This is a genomic window from Pseudomonas sp. P4_B4 (assembly GCF_056402255.1).
Genome location: NZ_JBFUHS010000012.1, coordinates 1 through 20,511 on the forward strand (window position 1 = coordinate 1; position 20,511 = coordinate 20,511).

Annotated in this window: 15 protein-coding genes and 1 rRNA gene; 8 read left to right on the forward strand and 8 right to left on the reverse strand. The window is 59.3% G+C overall.

Annotated elements, in window-relative coordinates; all coding sequences use genetic code 11:
• Window positions 1–76: ribosomal RNA gene (locus tag AC1DVE_RS14470) — 16S ribosomal RNA — on the reverse strand; the annotation flags it as partial.
• A gap of 872 nt (window positions 77–948) precedes the next feature.
• Between AC1DVE_RS14470 and AC1DVE_RS14475 the strand changes: the two genes are divergently transcribed.
• Both AC1DVE_RS14475 and AC1DVE_RS14480 read left to right on the forward strand, forming a co-directional pair.
• Window positions 949–1,815, forward strand: coding sequence for an OST-HTH/LOTUS domain-containing protein (locus AC1DVE_RS14475; protein ID WP_223533937.1), 867 nt, complete (start codon window positions 949–951; stop codon window positions 1,813–1,815).
• A 682-nt stretch (window positions 1,816–2,497) separates the two neighbouring features.
• The gene (locus tag AC1DVE_RS14480; RefSeq protein WP_223459259.1) at window positions 2,498–2,827 is read left to right on the forward strand and encodes a hypothetical protein; all 330 of its coding nucleotides are present in this window, start codon (window positions 2,498–2,500) and stop codon (window positions 2,825–2,827) included.
• Between the two features lie 83 nt (window positions 2,828–2,910).
• On the opposite strand, the gene AC1DVE_RS14485 is transcribed toward AC1DVE_RS14480, so the two are convergent.
• Both AC1DVE_RS14485 and AC1DVE_RS14490 read right to left on the reverse strand, forming a co-directional pair.
• Window positions 2,911–3,408: a DUF4411 family protein gene (locus AC1DVE_RS14485; protein ID WP_223459257.1), complete on the reverse strand. Its 498-nt coding sequence runs from the start codon at window positions 3,406–3,408 to the stop codon at window positions 2,911–2,913.
• Window positions 3,405–4,541, reverse strand: a complete 1,137-nt coding sequence (locus AC1DVE_RS14490; RefSeq protein WP_477784006.1) for an ImmA/IrrE family metallo-endopeptidase — start codon at window positions 4,539–4,541, stop codon at window positions 3,405–3,407. Before AC1DVE_RS14490 ends, AC1DVE_RS14485 begins: the two co-directional genes overlap by 4 nt.
• A 694-nt stretch (window positions 4,542–5,235) precedes the next feature.
• On the opposite strand from AC1DVE_RS14490, the gene AC1DVE_RS14495 reads away from it, so the two are divergent.
• The 6 genes from AC1DVE_RS14495 to AC1DVE_RS14520 all read left to right on the forward strand — a co-directional run bounded on the left by AC1DVE_RS14495 (window position 5,236) and on the right by AC1DVE_RS14520 (window position 12,623).
• On the forward strand, window positions 5,236–5,547 hold the full coding sequence (locus AC1DVE_RS14495) for a DUF3077 domain-containing protein (RefSeq protein WP_223459253.1): 312 nt from the start codon (window positions 5,236–5,238) through the stop codon (window positions 5,545–5,547).
• 699 nt (window positions 5,548–6,246) lie between these two features.
• A complete protein-coding gene (locus tag AC1DVE_RS14500) occupies window positions 6,247–6,723 on the forward strand; it encodes a formate dehydrogenase subunit gamma (protein WP_223459251.1) in 477 nt (158 codons plus the stop codon).
• Window positions 6,720–8,282, forward strand: a complete 1,563-nt coding sequence (locus tag AC1DVE_RS14505; RefSeq protein ID WP_223459249.1) for a formate dehydrogenase beta subunit — start codon at window positions 6,720–6,722, stop codon at window positions 8,280–8,282. The genes AC1DVE_RS14500 and AC1DVE_RS14505 overlap by 4 nt, the downstream gene beginning before the upstream one ends.
• A complete protein-coding gene (gene fdhF, locus AC1DVE_RS14510; protein ID WP_223459247.1) occupies window positions 8,279–11,161 on the forward strand; it encodes a formate dehydrogenase subunit alpha in 2,883 nt (960 codons plus the stop codon). The genes AC1DVE_RS14505 and fdhF overlap by 4 nt, the downstream gene beginning before the upstream one ends.
• A complete protein-coding gene (locus AC1DVE_RS14515; protein ID WP_223459245.1) occupies window positions 11,158–11,379 on the forward strand; it encodes a formate dehydrogenase subunit delta in 222 nt (73 codons plus the stop codon). The genes fdhF and AC1DVE_RS14515 overlap by 4 nt, the downstream gene beginning before the upstream one ends.
• 203 nt (window positions 11,380–11,582) lie before the next feature.
• Entirely contained in the window at window positions 11,583–12,623 is a 1,041-nt protein-coding gene (locus AC1DVE_RS14520; protein ID WP_223459243.1) for a DMT family transporter, read from the forward strand.
• Window positions 12,624–12,668: 45 nt separating this feature from the next.
• Here the strand turns inward: AC1DVE_RS14520 and AC1DVE_RS14525 are convergent, their stop codons facing one another.
• The 5 genes from AC1DVE_RS14525 to AC1DVE_RS14545 all read right to left on the reverse strand — a co-directional run bounded on the left by AC1DVE_RS14525 (window position 12,669) and on the right by AC1DVE_RS14545 (window position 20,396).
• Complete coding sequence (locus AC1DVE_RS14525; RefSeq protein WP_046040256.1) at window positions 12,669–13,016, reverse strand: potassium channel family protein; 348 nt, start codon at window positions 13,014–13,016, stop codon at window positions 12,669–12,671.
• 299 nt (window positions 13,017–13,315) lie between these two features.
• Complete coding sequence (locus AC1DVE_RS14530; protein ID WP_223459241.1) at window positions 13,316–14,959, reverse strand: fatty acid--CoA ligase; 1,644 nt, start codon at window positions 14,957–14,959, stop codon at window positions 13,316–13,318.
• Window positions 14,960–14,983: 24 nt separating this feature from the next.
• On the reverse strand, window positions 14,984–16,762 hold the full coding sequence (locus AC1DVE_RS14535) for an acyl-CoA dehydrogenase C-terminal domain-containing protein (RefSeq protein ID WP_223537610.1): 1,779 nt from the start codon (window positions 16,760–16,762) through the stop codon (window positions 14,984–14,986).
• A gap of 6 nt (window positions 16,763–16,768) precedes the next feature.
• Window positions 16,769–19,288: an efflux RND transporter permease subunit gene (locus AC1DVE_RS14540; protein WP_223459237.1), complete on the reverse strand. Its 2,520-nt coding sequence runs from the start codon at window positions 19,286–19,288 to the stop codon at window positions 16,769–16,771.
• 16 nt (window positions 19,289–19,304) lie between these two features.
• Window positions 19,305–20,396, reverse strand: coding sequence for a WD40/YVTN/BNR-like repeat-containing protein (locus AC1DVE_RS14545; RefSeq protein ID WP_477784007.1), 1,092 nt, complete (start codon window positions 20,394–20,396; stop codon window positions 19,305–19,307).
• Window positions 20,397–20,511 lie beyond the last annotated feature (115 nt).

The window sequence follows — 20,511 nt, forward strand, 5'->3', positions numbered from 1 at the left end:
ATCCGATCCGCTCGACTTGCATGTGTTAGGCCTGCCGCCAGCGTTCAATCTGAGCCATGATCAAACTCTTCAGTTCAAACATCTTTGGGTTTTGAGAAAACCCTAAACTTGGCTCAGCAATCGTTGGTTACATCTTTGATTTCTCGCGGAGTAACTTGTGATGCTGATAATCTGTTGACTAGCAGTCTGACTCCACAAGCACCCACACGAATTGCTTGATTCAGTTGTTAAAGAGCGGTTGGTTAAGATCTTTCATCTCAACCGAGGCGTGCACTCTACAGCAAACCCCTTTAAGCAGCACCCTTAAAAGCTTCTGATTTTAATAATAAAATCAACTACTTAAGCCAAAACCAGCATCAAGCTGCTCGTTAGCGGGAGGCGAATACTACAGCATTAAAATACGTGGTCAACCCCTGTCTAGAAATTCTTTTCCCTTACCAAAGAGCCTAGGTTGCCACTATGAAAACTTCCAAGGTCTGTACAAAACATCAGGGCAGCAGAGTACCCAGACCACGTCGTCACTAAGTCGCCCCTTATTTCGTAGACGCTGACTGACCGCTTTTGGCTGTGGATTGCCGCCTGTCGCGACAGGCTGAAAACGACCCAGGCTGTGTAAAAACACAGACGCCGTTTTGAAGTCCTCGCTTCTACGTTGAATCTGCAAACGTCCGGTTAGTTAGCAGACCTGGATTTTGCGTAGGTGCGTGTTTTTCGCGCCGATTTTCATTGCCGCATCTGCCTTAAAATGTTTTTACACAGCCTCGCCCCATAGCTGTCACCTGCCAGCGGCAGCTGTCGACCGATTCTGTTGAAAAAGTCCGAGCGGATTGACTCAACCTACACTGAGCTTGAAAAGCGTCCGATTTACGCGTTGCTCGCCCTCCTAGCAGGGCGAGAGTATTGCTGTGAATCGCTCCAGCCCTACCACTTATGCCTGAGTCGTTAATCATGGAGGACGTCACTACCATGCCCTCGGATGATGTACCTGCTATTCAACATATAGTGCAGCGCAAACTCGGACGCTGTCTGTTGCGCTTGCAACAATACGAACGGCAGCTGAAAGCCATTGTCGCGCATGGTGAGCTGAGCCGTCCTGCGGATCGGCTGCCTATCATCCGTGAGCAGAAGGTCGCACGTGCCCAGAACAAGACGATGGGCACGTTGATGGGGATGTTGACCGAAAGCTTTCTGTCCCCGCTTCTCCCAAATGAAGAAGAGTCACAGACGGAAGCCGATCTCGGTGACCAGATCTGGCTCAGGTATCGATACCAGTTGGAAATGACAGCCGAGAACTATGAGGCAATGAAGGCCGACCTCAAGGAGCTGGTTGACCTGCGCAATGAAGTGGTTCACCACTTTATTGAGCGTTTCGATCTCTGGTCTGAATCAGGCTGCCAGGCGGCGGTTGGTTTTCTGGAGGAAAGCTACGAAACCATCAATCGGCATTGCCTAAATCTGCAATCCTGGGCCAAACATATGAGTGAGGCACGAGCTAAACTGGCTTCGCTTATGCAGAGCCAGGCATTTGAAGATGCGCTCATCGACGGTATCAGGGAGGACGGTTCAGTCTTTTGGCCTGGCAGTGGGATATGCCGCTGTTTACGTGAAGCAGAAAACACACTTGCCGAAGATGGCTGGACTCGACTGGAAGCAGCCATCTGCTGGATTGGTGGAACCTATCCAGAGCAGACGCCCAAGCGCTACGGTTGCAAAAGCTGGAGGCATGCCCTGTACGAATCACGGCAGTTCGAAATACGAAAATCCCAAGCTGATAACGAACCTACTGCCGTCTGGTATCGCAGCAAGGTCAGTTGAATGGGAAACTGAATCCTCCTTCATTTTGCAAGCGCGCTGAGTGACTGCTCCTAGCCGACTTCTGCCTGTCACTACCGTCAGCTTTGGGTCCAGGCTGTGTAAAAACAAAGACACTGTCTTGAAGTCTGTGTCGCTACGTAAAATCTGCCAATGATTGGTGTATCAGCGGGGACCTGAAATTTGTGTAGGAACGCGATTTTCGTTCTGGTTCTGACTGTCAAACCTGCTCTAAACCGTTTTTACACAGCCTCGGTCGTTTTCTGCCTGTCATGACAGACATGTTTGGGTCGACAGTTGCCTATAGCGGCAGGCCAGACTCCACCGAACCCGATTGCTTTGTTGACAGCAATGACTCACACAACATGCATCTCGTCGGAAATCAGAAAGGCGAAATCTGGAATCTTCCATCCACCAAGTTCCATTGATATAAATCACTCAAATTTACACTTTTCCGTATATTAAAAAGTGTACATGTGCTTTTATAGATATTAATCAAATGCTTAACCTATTCTTCGAGTCCCCCTCGGGCACCAAAATTAAGAAAGGTCTTGCTTTGCAAGGCCTTTTTTTTCGTCCATAGAAAAGTGATCCACATTGCTGCCCTCTGTAGGAGCTGCCGCGGGCTGCGATCTTTTGACCCTCCTTCACCAGACACGCTGGACACTGCACAAGGACCATCCCCATGGAAACCCCACTGGAAACAGTCGCGCTTTTCTCGCTGAAGCTGGCTTATGAGTCAGCGGATCAGAGTCCGATTTTGCGGGACGACCTGGTCATGAGCGACTATCAGCGGGATGTGTTTGGCATACTGGTACGCCGGGGTGATGTCGAAGCGATCCAGCTCAAAGTGGATGAGTGTCTGGCATTGGCACTGGATGCCGTCGGCGGTATTGAGAAACCGCTAGGGCGTGAGCTGAAAAGGTTGGCGATTAGTTTTGGCAATGCGCAAACGATGGAGCAGCTTGATGCGCCACTGATCGCGATCAAAAAATACTTGAAAGACATATTGTAAGAGATGACTTTCTGGCTAATTCCCATCTCGACATATCTAACGCCAACTTTCTTACAAGCCTATTCTGGTCTTTAACTAATCTATCAAGCAGGTAACACAAACCTTGCTTCAAGCCTATGCAGCAGCTCAAACGTATTCAAAAAAGGAATGTTTAGCTGCTCACAAAGATTAGGAATGATGAATTTTCGTTTGGCTTCACGATTCAACACTTCATGAGTAACGACTGTAGCCCCCGTAGTCATAGCTTTTGCGATTAACCAAGGGTCAGCACCGGCTAAGAAATCGTCCATAGCACCTACTTTCATTTTCGGCGCTTGATTTGCCACAAGCCCTGCAATCTGAGCAAACGCCATTTGCGTAGCTTTATCGGTGGTTGAGTGGAAGAACTCTTGATTTTCCTTCGCCCACTCCGCCAATTCGTCATGCCCCTTAGTTAACTCATCCTTAACAGGTGCGATACTGGCTAAATCTAACGCTTTATTTTTCAACAACAGCCATTGCCAATAGCCAGGACAGATAGCCATCCCGTAGTAACGGTTCTTCGCTTCGATCAGGGTGTTAGCGTCGAGTAAATGATTCATTCCGTAATCTTGCTGGCGAGAGTCCTTAATTTGGCAGGTTGCACGCCGAGCAAGTGTCCCGCTTCGCGCAGCAGCATCCGGCCACTCATTGCTTCAGTCAGCACTGCCTTGCTTAGGCGAGGGCTGTTTTTCGCGGTGGCGTTACGGTAATAGTCACCCGCCCCACCTTTTTCATCCTGGAAAGCCTTGAGGATCACTCGATAGTAGGCGCTGTATTGGGCTTGGCTTATATATCCAAGATCCAATGCGCGGCGACCGATAGCTAATTTACTGATATGAAACCGAGTGGCTAGCGGAGCTAAATTGTCTTGCCAGTCAATATCTGCGTTCCAAAGGGCACGGAATTGGGCTTCGGGAGCCAGAAACTCACCTGCAACTGTATTGCAGAAACGCTCCTCGTCTCGACCATTTGCGGAATTCCCGTCAGACACGCCACTGCTACCAATCCAGATATGGGCAAGCTCGTGAAGCAACGTGAACAGCCTGGCGGTGGGGGCGTCGGAACTGTTGATAAATACAATTGGGGCGTAGGTATTACTGATGGCAAACCCCCGAAACTCGCTCACTTCAAGTTTGCGGTGAGTGTTCCCAAAAGCAATTCCACTGCGCATAACCAAAACGCCAGCCGCCTCAGCAGCTTCGATCAAGGCACGGCTGTATTTTTCGTAATCCAATCGAGCAATGTCAGGGTTCACGCCGAGGACCCGGCGAATATCGTCGACCACCTCTCCGACTTGAGATCGACTACTGAAGCGACCTACAAATCCCAGCGGTTGATGCTCCTGGTGTTGCAAATACTCCAGGTACCAGTCCTGCTTACGTATGGCATCCCTTACGGTGTCCAACAGTTCCAAAGTGGGACGTTGAGGAGCAATCCCTCCCACCGTCCGCAGATCAGGTAAAGGCAGTTGTTCGACGGGAGGCTGCTGTAGAAACAGGAATCCGAAAGGGATGTGAGCGACACTCGCCCACTTTTGAGCCTGAAGGAATGTTGGCTTGGTCTCGCCAGCCTCCCATTCATGTACTCGATCAGGCTTCACTGGCAGCTTTTTAGCAACCTGCTCAGTGGAGAGACCTGCGCGCTCACGAGACCAGGTGAGCAGGCTTGGATTGACGAAGGCGGCTTGACTCATAGGGTCGCAGGCAAATCAGATGGGTCCAGTAACCGTTCAAGAGCATCCTTGGCAGATGCGTCCGACTGAAGCTGGTTCCCGCTATCTGGCATTGCCTTTCTCCTTGGCTATTGAATATCTGGTAACAGCGTCTACAGATTAGTAGAGAAGCGGAGCTACCGACGGTAGAAGCGGGCGAGTATGAGGTAAATCCGCAACGACCCGAAGCGCAAATATGTAACCCGCGGACAGATGGCATTGCCCTTTTTCCAGAGCGTCGCCGCGCCTTCATCACGCGGATATCTGCGGTGACTGACCACATCATTGCTCAGCGCTCTCGAAGGTTGCAGGAAAAGGGACCACACGATACCCTCCCACCGTCGCTGCCAATTCAGCGACCGGGTGTGGTAACCCGAGTTATTCAAGGCGCAACAGCGCCCCAATCACGTCATCAGGCGCTTTTTTTATGCCTGCGGCGTGAGTTATGGCGGCTGTGCGTGGGACGCCCTCGGGCGTGCCGGTTTCCTTGATTCCCGGTTTACCACCCTGCGCACAGCTGTCACCCATTCGTGTGGTAACGAACGTGGCAGCTCCTCATATCAAGGAGTTGGATAATGCGCAGTATCAATCCGTTTGAAATTTGGCTTTCCCCTCTACGCAATTCCCGATCGCGTAACCCCCTCCCCCATTGCCTCTCCATCCTCGGAGGTGGCCAATGACCGAACAACCTGAACTCAAAACCATCGGCCTGACACCGGCCATCTACTGCGCGGATCAAGCGCTGTTCCATGTCACTCGCGGTGTCCCTCTCGGCGATGCGTTATCCATGGCCTCCGATTTTCTGTTCCTGGCCAAAACGCTCACTGAAGATGCCGCTTATGCCAGAGACACTGATCGTCACGCCTGGGCTGCGCATTATCTGACTTCGATGAGTAAGGCGTTGGTGGATGATGCGGTGAAGGTGCTGACTCGGGATCGGACTTGTGCGCCGGTATCCAAGCGGGCGGGGGCGAAGGCTGAGGCTTAGTGGTTGAGGCCTGTGGGGTGTAGGTGGTTTGTGATGGTGGTAGTTGATTCAGCATTTATGTTGTTTGGGCTGGCACTATCGCGAGCAAGCTCGCTCCTACAGCGGTTTTGTGTGTTTAGTGGTATTTGGGATTAGCCCCGATGGTTTCGTAAGGAAAGCTTCGGAGGGGCTGGCGTAGGCAACCTCCATGTTCCATAAACAAGAAGGCCCGAACGTAATGCCGGACTGAGCCAGCACCAGAGGATCGGGCGCGATTGGGATTAATGCTGTCGTAGCCTAATGGCAATGTCAACGTCGCCAGCAGGAACGGTGGTTGCCTCGGCTTTTCCAGCCTCCGAGTCCTTCCAGTGGGCTTGTTCGTCACCTTCTCCACAGGCAATCCGCTGTGCATAACTCCAGCAAGCTCCCCTCTGGCACGGCGCCTCCCGCCTCATTCTTCTAGACTCAATACAAGGTCGTAGACTGAACCAAACACGTCGCTCTGGTGCGGCCGAATCAAGGGCCGCGTGGCAATCTGGCTTTTATGCCCCTATTGAGGTGCGGCGAAGACCGTGCCGGGCGCAACAAGATGCCCGCTCAGGGTGCCCTGGCCGACGGTCTGTAGATGCCACGATACCGTGACGTGGTGTGAATGCCGCAGCCGACACTTTCGGACAACCGACGACCTTCTGGTTTGTCCGTGACCGTGAGGATTGCTGAATGCCTGATGAGAAGTTGCACCTGCCTGTGGTCAACAGTCTGCTGGAGCGCCACAAGGGCTCTGCGGGTGCGCTGTTGCCCATTCTTCATGATATTCAGGAGCGCATCGGTTATATCCCCGATGTCGCCGTCCCCGAGATTGCCCATGCCCTCAACCTGAGTCAGGCCGAGGTTCGCGGGGTGATCAGTTTTTACCATGACTTCCGTACCGCGCCTCCCGCGCGACATATCTTGCGTCTGTGCCGGGCCGAGTCGTGCCAGAGCCGTGGTGCCGAGCAGCTTGCCGCGCAGTTGCGCGAGCGTCTGCAACTGGACGATCACGGCAGCAGCGCCGATGGCAGCATCAGTTTGCGGCCGGTGTATTGCCTGGGTGCCTGCGCCTGTTCGCCGGCTCTGGAGTTGGATGGCCGGGTGCATGCGCGGCTCAGTGCCGAGCGTCTGGATGCATTGCTCGATGCTTGCCGGGAGGACGCATGATGCCGACTCTTTATCTGCCTTGTGATTCCCTTGCCCGTGCCGTGGGTGCCGATGAGGTGGCGGTGGCGCTGATCACTCAGGCCCGGGAACGCAATCTGCCGCTGGAGTTGCAGCGCACCAGTTCGCGCGGTTTGTATTGGCTGGAACCGCTGCTGGAAGTGGACAGCGCGCAAGGTCGTATCGGTTTTGGGCCGCTGACGGCGGCTGATGTGCCGTCGGTGCTCGATGCGCTGCAAAGCGAGCCGTCCGCTCATCCGCTGGCCTTGGGGCTGGTGGAGGAATTGCAGTATCTGAAGACTCAACAACGCCTGCTGTTCGCCCGTGCTGGCATTACCCGGCCGCTGTCCCTGGAGGATTACCGGGCCCACGGCGGTTTCGAGGGTTTGACCCAGGCCATCGCCATTGGCGGTGAGCAGACCGCGACGGCGGTGTTCGATTCGGGCCTGCGTGGCCGTGGCGGCGCGGCTTTCCCGGCCGGGATCAAGTGGCGCACGGTGCGCGGCACCCAGGCTGCGCAAAAGTACATTGTGTGCAACGCCGACGAAGGCGACTCCGGCACCTTTGCCGACCGCATGTTGATGGAAGGCGACCCTTTCCTGCTGATCGAAGGCATGGCGATTGCCGGCATTACCGTCGGCGCCACCTTCGGCTACATCTATGTCCGCTCGGAATATCCGGATGCCGTGGCCACGCTGCGTCAGGCGTTGAACATCGCCCGAGAAGCCGGTTACCTGGGCTCCGATGTCGGCGGCAGCGGTCAGGCTTTCGATATGGAAGTGCGGGTCGGGGCCGGGGCTTATATCTGCGGTGAAGAAACCGCGCTGCTGGACTCGCTCGAAGGCAAGCGCGGGATCGTCCGCGCCAAGCCGCCGATTCCCGCGTTGCAGGGCTTGTTCGGCTTGCCGACGCTGGTGCACAACGTGCTGACTTTGGCCTCGGTGCCGCTGATTCTGGCCAAGGGTGCGCAGTTCTACCGCGATTACGGCATGGGCCGTTCCCTGGGCACCATGCCCTTCCAGCTGGCGGGCAATGTGCGTCATGGCGGTCTGGTGGAACGGGCCTTTGGCCTGACCCTGCGCGAACTGGTGGAAGACTACGGTGGTGGCACCGCCAGTGGTCGTCCGCTGAAAGCTGCGCAGGTTGGTGGCCCTCTCGGTGCATGGGTTCCGCCCTCGCAATTCGATACGCCGCTGGATTACGAAGCCTTTATGGCCATCGGCGCAATGCTCGGTCACGGTGGTGTGGTGGTGGCTGACGACACCCTCGACATGGCCCGCATGGCGCGCTTCGCGATGCAGTTCTGCGCCGAGGAGTCCTGTGGCAAATGCACGCCGTGCCGCATCGGCTCGACCCGGGGCGTCGAGGTGATCGACCGTCTGCTGGCTGCGCCGGACCAGAACAGTCGTGATGAGCAGGTGATCATCCTCAAGGACCTGTGCGACACCCTGCAATACGGTTCGCTGTGCGCGTTGGGCGGCATGACGTCTTATCCCGTGACCAGCGCCCTCAAGCACTTCCCCGCTGACTTCGGTCTGCAAGCCTCGGAGGCCGAACAATGATCACTCTCTTCGACCCGAAAACCGATATCGACCTCGGCACGCCAGCCCGCGACAGCCAGGTGCAAGTCACCCTGAACATCGATGGCCGCAGCATCAGCGTGCCCGAAGGCACTTCGGTGATGCGCGCCGCTGCGTTGCTGGGCACCACCATTCCCAAACTCTGTGCCACCGACAGCCTGGAAGCCTTCGGCTCCTGCCGCATGTGCCTGGTGGAGATCGACGGCATGCGCGGGTATCCGGCGTCCTGCACCACGCCGGTCAGCGAAGGCATGAGCGTACACACCCAGACGCCAAAGCTCGCCACCTTGCGCCGCAACGTCATGGAGTTGTACATCTCCGATCACCCGCTGGACTGCCTGACCTGCTCGGCCAACGGCAACTGCGAGCTGCAAACCGTCGCCGGCCAGGTTGGCCTGCGGGAAGTGCGTTATGGCTATGAAGGCGAGAACCATTTGGAGGACGTGAAAGACACCTCCAACCCCTATTTCGACTACGACCCGAGCAAGTGCATCGTCTGCAACCGCTGCGTGCGCGCCTGCGAAGAAACCCAGGGCACCTTTGCCCTGACCATTACCGGGCGCGGTTTTGAATCCCGCGTGGCCGCCGCCGGTGGCGAGAACTTCCTCGATTCGGAATGCGTGTCCTGCGGCGCCTGCGTGCAAGCCTGCCCCACCGCGACCCTGATGGAAAAAAGCGTGGTCGAACTGGGCCAGCCCGAACGCAGTGTGATCACCACTTGTGCCTATTGCGGGGTGGGCTGCTCGTTCCGTGCCGAGATGAAAGGCGACCAGTTGGTGCGCATGGTTCCGGACAAGAACGGCCAGGCCAACCACGGCCACTCCTGCGTCAAAGGGCGCTTTGCCTGGGGCTACGCCACCCACCCGGATCGCATCACCAAACCGATGATCCGCAAGCACATCAGCGACCCTTGGCAGGAAGTCAGCTGGGATGAAGCGGTGACCTACGCCGCCAGCGAATTCCGTCGGCTGCAGCAACAATATGGCCGCGATTCCATTGGTGGCATCACCTCCAGCCGCTGCACCAACGAAGAAACCTATCTGGTGCAAAAACTGGTGCGCGCCGCCTTCGGCAACAACAACGTCGACACCTGTGCGCGGGTCTGCCACTCGCCGACCGGTTATGGCCTGAAGCAAACGTTGGGCGAGTCCGCAGGTACCCAGAGTTTCGACTCGGTGATGCAGGCCGACGTGATCCTGGTGATGGGCGCCAACCCCAGCGACGCTCATCCCGTGTTCGCCTCCCAACTCAAACGCCGCCTGCGTGAAGGCGCGCGGCTGATCGTCATCGATCCGCGACGCATCGATCTGGTGGATACGGTGCATGCCCGCGCCGAGTATCACCTGGCCCTGCGCCCCGGTACCAACGTCGCCATGCTCAATGCGCTGGCTCATGTGATTGTCACTGAAGGACTGCTCAACCAGGCCTTTATCGACGCCCGTTGCGAGGGCAGTGATTTCGCGGTCTGGAGTGAATTCGTCAGCCGTGCGGAAAACTCGCCGGAAGCCCTTGGCCCTGTCTGCGGTGTACCCGCTGCCGACATCCGTGCCGCTGCGCGCCTGTATGCCACCGGTGGCAATGCAGCGATCTACTATGGCCTGGGTGTCACCGAGCACAGCCAGGGCAGTACCTCAGTGATGGGCATCGCCAACCTGGCCATGGCCACCGGCAACATCGGCCGCGAAGGCGTGGGCGTGAACCCGCTGCGCGGGCAGAACAACGTCCAGGGCTCCTGCGACATGGGTTCCTTCCCCCATGAGCTGCCCGGCTACCGGCACGTCTCCAACGAGGTGGTACGAGCGCAGTTCGAACAGGCCTGGAACGTCACCCTGCAACCCGACCCGGGCCTGCGTATCCCCAACATGTTCGAGGCAGCCTTGGGCGGCAGCTTCAAGGGCCTGTATTGCCAGGGCGAAGACATCGCCCAGAGCGACCCCAATACCCAGCACGTCACCGCGGCTCTGTCGGCCATGGAATGCATAGTGGTGCAGGACATTTTCCTCAACGAAACCGCCAAGTTCGCCCACGTGTTCCTGCCGGGCTGCTCGTTCCTGGAAAAAGACGGCACCTTCACCAACGCTGAGCGACGCATCTCCCGGGTGCGCAAGGTCATGGACCCGCTGGGCGGCAAGGCCGACTGGGAAGGCACGGTGGCCCTGGCCAATGCCTTGGGCTACCCGATGAACTACCAGCATCCGTCGCAAATCATGGATGAGATCGCCAGCCTGACGCCGACCTTCACCAACGTCAGCTACGCCGAACTGGATCGCCACGGCAGCCTGCAATGGCCGTGCAACGCCGAGGCACCGGACGGCACGCCGACGATGCACATCGAAGAGTTTGTGCGCGGCAAGGGGCGCTTCATGCTCACCGGCTACGTGCCGACCGAGGAAAAGGTCAACAGTCGCTATCCGCTGCTGCTGACCACCGGGCGCATCCTCAGCCAGTACAACGTCGGCGCCCAGACCCGGCGCACCGACAACGTGGCCTGGCATGACGAAGATCGCCTGGAAATCCACCCGACCGACGCCGAGAGCCGTGGCATCAACGAAGGTGACTGGGTCGGCATCGGCAGCCGCGCCGGGCAGACCGTGCTGCGTGCGCGGATCACCGAACGGGTCGCCCCGGGCGTGGTGTACACCACTTTCCACTTCCCGGAATCGGGCGCCAACGTGATCACCACCGACAACTCCGACTGGGCCACCAACTGTCCGGAGTACAAGGTCACCGCCGTGGAGGTCAGCCGCGTTTATCACCCTTCGGAGTGGCAGAAGCGCTTCCAGGAATTCAGCGACGAACAACAGCGCCTGCTTGACGCTCGTCGCCAGGAACGTGGGACCAAAGCCGAGGTGCGCCGATGAGTACCGACAACCTGATCAAGATGGCCAACCAGATCGCCCAGTACTTTGCCAGCCAGCCGGACCAGCAACAGGCGGTGCTCAGCGTGCGCAATCATATGCAGATGTACTGGGCGCCCAGCATGCGCAAGGAGTTGCTGACCTGGCAGACGGAGCATCAGGGGGCAGACTTGCACCCGCTGGTGCAGGCGGCGGTGACTGGGGCGGGTTGGGAGGCTTAGCCTTGGACGATCCCGACTGAACAGCTAAACAACTGTGGGAGCGAGCCTGCTCGCGATAGCGGTGTATCAGCCAGCACAAATGCTGAATGTTACGCAGCCATCGCGAGCAGGGGGGTTGTGTTGTGTGGACAGGCCACAGGCGCTCATTTGCTGCACTAAGCGTATCCTGTTCACAACTGCCTTCCCTGAGCCCCGGAACCACAATGACCAAAAGCATTCTCTACGCCTTGGGCGCTGCTGCCTTGTTCGGCGCCAGCACGCCCTTGGCCAAGTGGCTAGGCTTGAACGTGTCCCCCATCCTCCTGGCCGGCCTGCTTTACCTGGGCAGCGGCGTCGGGCTGACGCTAACCCGCCTGATCCGTGATCGTGGCTGGCGGCCGACAGGCCTGACAGCCCCTGAATGGCCGTGGTTCATCGGGGCCATTGTGTTCGGTGGCGTACTGGGCCCGGTTTCATTGATGTTTGGACTCACCCTCACCTCTGGCACCACCGCATCACTGTTGCTGAACCTGGAAGCCGTGTTGACCGCACTGATGGCGTGGGTGGTGTTCCGGGAGAACGCTGACCGGCGCATTGTTGCGGGGATGGTGGCCATTGTTGCCGGGGGCGTGTTGTTGGCGTGGCCTCGCACTTCGGCAGAGGTTCATGGCTGGTTGGGGCCTGTCGCGGTGGCGGTGGCGTGTTTTTGTTGGGCCATTGATAACAACCTCACCCGCAAGGTGTCTGCGTCGGATGCGTTGTTTATTGCTGGCACCAAAGGGCTGGTGGCAGGGGCCGTCAATTGCACGCTAGGGATCGCGCTGGGTATGCACTTGCCAGAGTGGTCGCTTCTTGGGCCAACCCTGCTGGTGGGCTTTTTGGGGTATGGCGTTAGTCTGGTGCTATTCGTCCTGGCGCTGCGGGGGCTTGGTACGGCGCGGACCGGGGCGTACTTTTCCACGGCGCCGTTCCTGGGAGCCGCGATAGCGATCCTGTTTTTCGGTGAAGCCGTGACCTGGGTGTTTTGGATCGCTGCCGGCCTGATGGGGCTTGGGGTCTGGATTCATCTGACCGAGAGTCACTTACACGAGCATCAGCACGAACCGCAAATCCATGACCACAAGCACGTCCATGATGAGCATCATCAGCATGAACATGACTTTGAGTGGGATGGTGTACAACCGCACCGCCATGTTCACCAACACTCACCGATCGTCCACAGTCATCCGCACTTTCCCGACATCCATCACCGGCACTCGCATTGAGCCCCGGAGGCTGCGGCCATTTAAATGGCCGTGGCCATCACCGCCCTACTCGACGTCCTTCTGCCGCGACGCCGTCACGGTCACTTCAATCGCCCGGACACTGATCGCCGCGAATGTCGCGGTCATCAGCACGCCGTTGAAACCCAGCAGGATCGCCAGCACTCGCGACACACCCAGTTTTGGCACCAGCTCTCCATAGCCAATGGTCAGGCCCGTCACGAAGGCAAAGTAGACACCGTCATCAGGGCTCCACCCCTCCAACTGGGCGATGATGAGGCCAATCGCAACGATCACTAACAGCAGTATCGAGAAGATCGGCCACACCACTTTGAAATAGAACCAGACGGCTTTGTAGAACTCTTTGCGGACGTTGGATGCACGGGTGAAGTTCATGTCGTGGGCTTCCGTGGGGTTTGCCTGACCGGCAATTGAATGCACGGCGGTTCAATACCCCGTTCAGCTTGGCACAAGCGCTGAAAACTGCGACCGACGGGGCGTTATCTTTGCCGAGGACTATGACAAAGATGACGCCCCGCAAACTATCCAGAAACCGCCTGCTGCTAAATTCCTTGTAGGAGTGAGCTTGCTCGCGATGGTCGTTAACGATTACGGGTGTTTACCGGTTAAACGCGGCGCTCTCGAGTCCATCGCGAGCAGGCTCGCTCCTACAACAACAGTGGCGGGTTTATCCCTCAGTTCGCTTCAGTTTCCCGGATCAGCTTCTTGTTGATCTTGCCGACGCTGGTCTTGGGGATTTCGGTCACGAACTTGAACTGCTTGGGGATCGCCCATTTGTTGATGCGCCCGCCGTCGACGAAGGCTTGCAAATGAACCTCCAGAATCTTGCGGTCGAGGTATTGCCCTGGTTCGCAGACGACCATGGCCATCGGGCGTTCGCCCCACTGTTCATCGACGATGCCCACGACGGCGACGGACATGACTCCCGGGTGCTCGCTGATCAGGCTTTCCAGTTCCAGTGAGCTGATCCACTCGCCGCCGGTCTTGATCACGTCCTTGATGCGGTCCTTGATTTCTACGCCGCCGAGTGGGTCGATCGAGGCCATGTCGCCGGTGTGCAGCCAGCCGTTTAGCCAGAGCTCAGCGCCTTTTTCCGGCTCTTTCAAATAGCCTTGGGTCAGCCACGGTGCACGGACGACGATTTCACCGAGGGACTCACCGTCGTGGGCCACATCGTTGCCCTCGGCGTCGATGATCTTCAGGTCGACCATCGGCACCGGCGTGCCGGTCTTGATGCGCGTCGGCAGTTGGGCCTCGGCGGACAGTTGGCGGTCTTCATCCCGCAGGTACGTCAGGCACAGCAACGGGCAGGTCTCGGACATGCCGTAGCCGGCGTGCACCACCATGCCTTTGGCATTGGCTTCGCTGGCCACGCCCAGGGTCAGCGCGCTGCCGCCCAGGAGCATTTTCCAGCCGTCGAAACGGGTCGCCTTGCCTTCTTCACAGTTGAGGATCATCTGCAAAATGGTCGGCACGCAGTGGGAGAAGGTCACCTTCTCTTCGCGGTACAGCCTGACCAGGCTGTTGGGCTCGTAGCGGCCGGGGTACACCTGCTTGATGCCCATCAGGGTCGCGACATACGGCACGCCCCAGGCATGCACGTGGAACATCGGCGTGATGGGCATGTACACATCGTCGGAACGAAGCAGCGGCTGGCCCTGATAGACGCCCAGGGTACCGACGGCATTCAGGGTGTGCAGCACCAGTTGCCGGTGGCTGAAGTACACGCCTTTCGGGTCGCCGGTGGTGCCGGTGGTGTAGAACAGCGTGGCGACCGAGTTCTCGTCGAAATCGGGGAAGTCGTACTGGTCCGGGGCCAGGGACAGCAGGTGCTCGTACTCGCCCAGCACCGGCAACGAGGTCGTGGTCGCCTCGTCATCGGTGAGCTGCAGGTAGCCTTTGACGGTTTCCAGCCGACCGTGGATCTGCTCGACCAGTGGCAGGAAATCATCATGCACCAGCACCAGGTCATCCTCGGCGTGGTTCATGGTGAACAGCACCTGCTCCGGCGACAGGCGAATGTTCACTGTGTGCAGCACCGCGCCGATCATCGGCACGGCGAAGAAGCATTCCAGGTAGCGGTGGCTGTCCCAGTCGAGCAGGGCCACAGTGTCACCGGCCTTGACCCCGGCCGCCGTCAGCGCATTGGCCAGTCGGCGGATACGCTTGTTGAGGGTCTGGTAGCTGTAGCGCAGCTTGTCGGCGTAGACGATTTCCCGGCCCGGCTCGTAGCGCACGCCGGACAGCAGCAATTGCTTGATCAGCAAGGGATAGACATAAGCGCCGTCGGCGGGCGGGATTATTTTTGTCGCCATCATGATTAAGGTTCCTTGTCCTTTCGATCAGAACTGATCGGCTTGCAGCTCGTAGAGGCAGTCGCTGCCGGCCTTGGCCGATGCGCTCAACGAGTGGATACGCGGCAGCAACCGGGCGAAGTAGAAACGCGCGGTGGCCAGTTTGCTGGTGTAGAAATCGTCTTCGGCATCGCCGCTCATGACGGCCTTGGCCATACGCGCCCACATGTAGGCGTACGCGGTGTAGCCGAACACGTGCAGGTACTCGACCGAGGCCGCGCCGATTTCATTCGGGTTGTTTTGTGCCCGGTCGAGCAACCACGCGGTCAGTTCGTCAAGGGTGTCCACGGCGGCGTTCAACGGCTGGGTGAACTCGCCGAGGTCCGCGCAGGCAGTGGCCGTGAAACTGCGGATTTCCGAGGCGAACAAGCGGTAGAGCGCCCCGCCGCTGCCGACGATCTTGCGCCCGGCCAGGTCCAGAGACTGGACGCCGTTGGTGCCTTCGTAGATCTGGGTAATGCGCACGTCGCGCACCAGTTGCTCCTGGCCCCACTCACGGATGTAGCCGTGGCCGCCGAAGACCTGCTGGCCGTGGATGGTGGTTTCCAGGCCCATGTCGGTGAGAAAGGCCTTGGCCACCGGGGTCAGCAGCGATACCAGATCCTGCGCGCGCTGGCGTGTCGGTGCGTCTTCGCTGTACTTGGCGATGTCCAGTTGCAGGGCCACGTAGCTGGAGAACGCACGACCGCCTTCGTTCAAGGCTTTCATGGTCAGCAGCATGCGGCGCACGTCCGGGTGCACGATGATCGGGTCGGCCGCTTTGTCCTTGTGCTGCGCGCCGGTCGGTGCGCGGCTTTGCAGGCGGTCACGGGCGTAGGCGACGGCGTTCTGGTACGAACGCTCACCCTGCGCCAGGCCCTGGATGCCCACGCCCAGACGCTCGTAGTTCATCATGGTGAACATGGCCGCCAAGCCTTTGTTCGGTGCGTCGACAATCCAGCCGGTGGCGCCGTCGAAGTTCATCACGCAGGTGGCGGAGGCCTTGATGCCCATCTTGTGTTCGATGGAACCGCAGGACAGCGCGTTGTTTTCGCCCAGCGATCCGTCGGCGTTGACCAGCACTTTCGGCACCAGGAACAGCGAGATGCCTTTCGGCCCGGCCGGTGCATCCGGCAGACGCGCCAGCACCAGATGAATGATGTTTTCGGTCAGGTCGTGCTCACCGCCGGTGATGAAAATCTTGCTGCCGCTGACCTTGTAACTGCCATCGGTCTGGGGTTCAGCCTTGGTGCGGATCAGGCCCAGGTCGGTACCGGAATGGGCTTCGGTCAGGCACATCGAACCGGTCCAGGTGCCGGCGTACATGTTCGGCAAGTAAGCCGCTTTCAGTTCTTCACTGGCGTGGGCCTTGATCGACAGGCAGGCACCGGCGGTCAGCATCGGGTACAGGCCGAACGACAGGCTGGCCGAGTTGACCATCTCTTCGACCTGGGCCGAAATCGCCTTGGGCATTCCCATGCCGCCGTACCGCGGATCACCGCCGACACCCACCCAACCGCCTTCGGCGAAGGCTTGATAGGCCTCGGCAAAACCATCCGGGGCGCTGACCGAGCCATTGCTCCAGGTGCAGCCCTGTTCGTCGCTGGCGCGGTTCAGTGGCGCGATCACTTCGGCGCTGATCTTGCCGGCCTCTTCGAGGATGGCGGCGGCGGTTTCTTCATCGATCACGTCGGCCAGGCCGGGCAATTGCGCCCAGAGCCGGGACACCTGGAAAACCTCGTTGAGTACGAAGCGCATGTCGCGCAGGGGAGCTTTGTAATCAGACATCTTGGCTTACTCGGAAGTGGTCACGGCATGGGGCATGCCGGGACGTTCAGTGGATTCAGCGTTTTCGGTTGCCGCGACAGAACCGGGCTGAGGGGCCCGTTCGCGCAGCAGGAAGTAGGACAGGGCCGGAATCAGGATCAGCGCGCCGAGCATGTTCCACAGGAACATGAAGGTCAGCAGGATGCCCATGTCGGCCTGGAACTTGATCGGCGACCAGACCCAGCACACCACGCCGGCAGCGAGGGTGATGCCCACCAGCCCGACCACGCGGCCGGTGAAGGACACGGCGTTGCGGTAGGCCTCGGACAGCGGCAAGCCCTGGCGCTGGAAGTGCAACTGCACGCTGAGCAGGTACAAGGCGTAGTCCACGCCGATGCCCACGCCGAGGGCGATCACCGGCAGGGTCGCGACTTTCACGCCGATACCCATGGCCACCATCAAGGCTTCGCAGAGGATCGAGGTCAGCACCAGCGGCAACAGGGCCACCAGCGTGGCGCGCCAGCTGCGGAAGGTGATCAGGCAGAACAGCGTCACCGCCGCATACACGTACAGCAGCATGGTGCGGTTGGCTTCGCGCACCACGATGTTGGTCGCGGCTTCAATACCGGCTGTGCCGGCGGCGAGCAGGAACTGGCGATCCGCGGTGCTGTTTTCCTTGGCGAACTTGTCGGCAATCGCCACCACCGCATCCAGGGTTTCGGCCTTGTGATCCTTGAGGAAGGTAATCACCGGCATCAGCGAGCAGTCGGTGTTAAACAGCTCCGGCGAGTTGACCGAGGCTTGCTGGGCGGCGTAGTTCAGCACGTCCTGGTTGCGCTGGATGCTGTTGAGCTTGGGGTTGCCTTCGTAGGTGCCGGCGGTGATCTGGCGTACCGCGTTGACCAAGGACGCGGTCGCCTGCACGCCCGGATACTGCTGCAGTTCCCAGGCCAGGCGGTCGGCGAGGACCAGGGTCTTGTAGTTCAGGCAGCCTTCCGGCGCGGTCTTGATCATCACCGCGAACAGGTCGCTGGACAGCGCGTAATGCTGGGTGATGTAGGCGTTGTCGCGGTTGTAGCGCGAGTCGGCGCGCAACTCCGGCGCCCCGCTGTCCAGGTCGCCGATCTTCAGGTTCAGGCTGACCATGTAACCGCCAATGCCCATCAACACCGCGACCACTACCGCGCCGGTGGCCCACTTGGCGGTGGTGAAGCGATCGAGCGTGTCCCACAGTCTGCCGAAGCCTTTGTGCTTCTCTGCGCGGTTGTCGATTTTCAGCGCACGCTCGGCGGCCTTGGCACCGACGCCGACGTAGGACAGCGCCACCGGCATCAGCAACAGCGAGGTGAAGATCAGTACCGCGACACCGATACTGGCGGTGATCGCCAGGTCCTGGATCACCGGGATGTCGATCAGCATCAACACGGCGAAACCCACGGCATCGGCCAGCAACGCGGTGACGCCGGCAATGAACAGACGGCGGAAGGTGTAGCGCGCAGCGATCAGTTTATGGGTGCCACGGGCGATGTCCTGCATGATGCCGTTCATCTTCTGCGCGGCATGGGACACGCCGATGGCGAAGATCAAGAACGGCACCAGCACCGAGTACGGATCGATGGCGTAGCCGAGCCAGGCGACGATGCCCAGTTGCCAGACCACTGCGATCAGCGAGCAGCCGACCACCAGCAGGGTGCTGCGCACGCAACGGGTGTAGGCGTAGATGATGATCAGCGACGTGACCACGGCAAGGCCGAAGAACATCATCACCTGGATCAGGCCGTCGATCAGGTCGCCCATGAGTTTGGCGAAGCCGATCACCCGCACCTTGTAATGGCCGGTGCCTTCGACCCCGGATTTACGCGCAGCGCTGTCGCCGGCGTATTCGATCTTGTCGCGCAACTGCTCTTCGAGCATCTGCGAGAACGCGTGGTAGTTGATGCGTTGACCACCGGCGGCGGCTTTGTCCATCAGCGGCACGATCAGCATGGTCGACTTGAAGTCGCTGGCCACCAGGCTGCCCACCAGGCCGGCGCGGGAGATGTTCTGGCGCAACTGTTCAATGTCGGAGGGCGAGCCCTGATAACTGTCGGGCATCACCGGGCCACCCTGGAAACCGTCCTCGGTGACTTCGGTCCAGCGCACGGCCGGGCTCCACAGCGACTTCATCCACGCGCGGTCGACGCCTTCGGTGAGGAACAGCTGGTCGTTGACCTGCTTGAGCACGTCGAGGTATTCGGGGTCGAAAATATCGCCCTGGGTGTTCTCGACCACGACGCGCACCGAGTTGCCCAGACCGCGCAGCGACTGGCGGTTTTCCAGGAAGTTCTGGATATAGGGCTGGCTCTGCGGAATCATTTTTTCGAAGCTTGGGCGCAACTCCAGGCGAGTCACCGCCATGAAGCCCAGCACCACGGTGGCGAGCGCCATCAGCAACATGAACAGCGGGCGGTAGTTGAATACCAGCCGTTCGAGGAGGTTGCCGGAGCGCTGGTCGAAATCCCGCAGTTCGCGGATCACCGGCATGGCGTCTTGTTTGATATTGCCCATGTCTGGGTTCTCGCTCTTAGGGTTCGAGGGCTGGATCGGCGGACAGCGTCCGGGCGCCACGGCTGCCCGCTACCACCAACGCGCCAGCGGCGGACTGGGTGGCACCGGCGACCGGGGTCGGTGCCGGTTGCCGCACCAGATGCAACTGCGCGCCCGTCCCTTGGCTGACCAGCATCTGCCCGCCCTGGGTGAACAAGCGATAATCGCCACGGGCATCGATCAGGCCCGCGGTGATGCTGACGTGCAGGCCGCTGTCCAGTGCGGTCCAGCTCTGGCCGCCGTCGGTGCTGCGCAGCACGTTGCCGCGCAGGCCGTAGATCAGCACTTCGCCAGGCTTGCCGAGCACGCCGAAGAAGCTGCCTTGATAAGGCGTCGGCACGGCATTGAAGCGCTGGGCGCTGTCGTCCCACTTGAGCAACAGGCCTTGCTCGCCAGCGATGTACAGACCGTCGCCGGTAGAGGCGATGGCGTTGAGGTGGAAACCCTGGGGGTTGTCGGTGCGGTCCTGGAATGGCGTCCAGGTCAGGCCACCGTCGTCGGTGCGCAGGATCAGGTTGAATACCCCGACCACATAGCCGGTTTTGTCGTTGGCGAACCAGACGTCGAGCAGCGGTTTGTCCGCGCCCTGATCGACTAGCCTCTGGCCCTCGGCGACCAGCAGCGGCCATTGCTCATTGCCCGGTTCGGCGCTGGCCAGCGCCGTGTAATGCTTGACCAGCAAGGCGCCGATCTGACGACCGTCGAGCTGCTTTTGCCAGGTCGCGCCGGCGTCGCTGCTGTGCAGCACCACGCCGTCATTACCCACCGCCCAGCCTTGGGTGGTGGTCGGAAAATTCACCGCAGTGAGGTCGGCACTGGCCGGTACGGCAGCCTGTTGCCAATGGTTTCCCGAATCATCGGAAAACAGAATATGGCCACGCTGGCCGACGGTAATCACGCGCCCGCCGGCACGGGTCATGCCGGACAACGGGCTGTTGATGGCCAAGGCACTGACTCTGGCGGGCAGGTCCAGCACATCAACGTAATCGGCCGCCTGGGTGATGCCCTGCGACAGGCAAAGCACAACGCCAAACGCCAACTGCAACATATTATTTTTATACGAACACATACTGCGTCCTCTTCGGAAAACCGCGCCCTGCAAGTCATGCCGTTGGTAGGAGCGAGCCTGCTCGCGAAGGACGAGTGGGCGACGCGGGCATCCAGAAAACACGCGTCATCGTTAA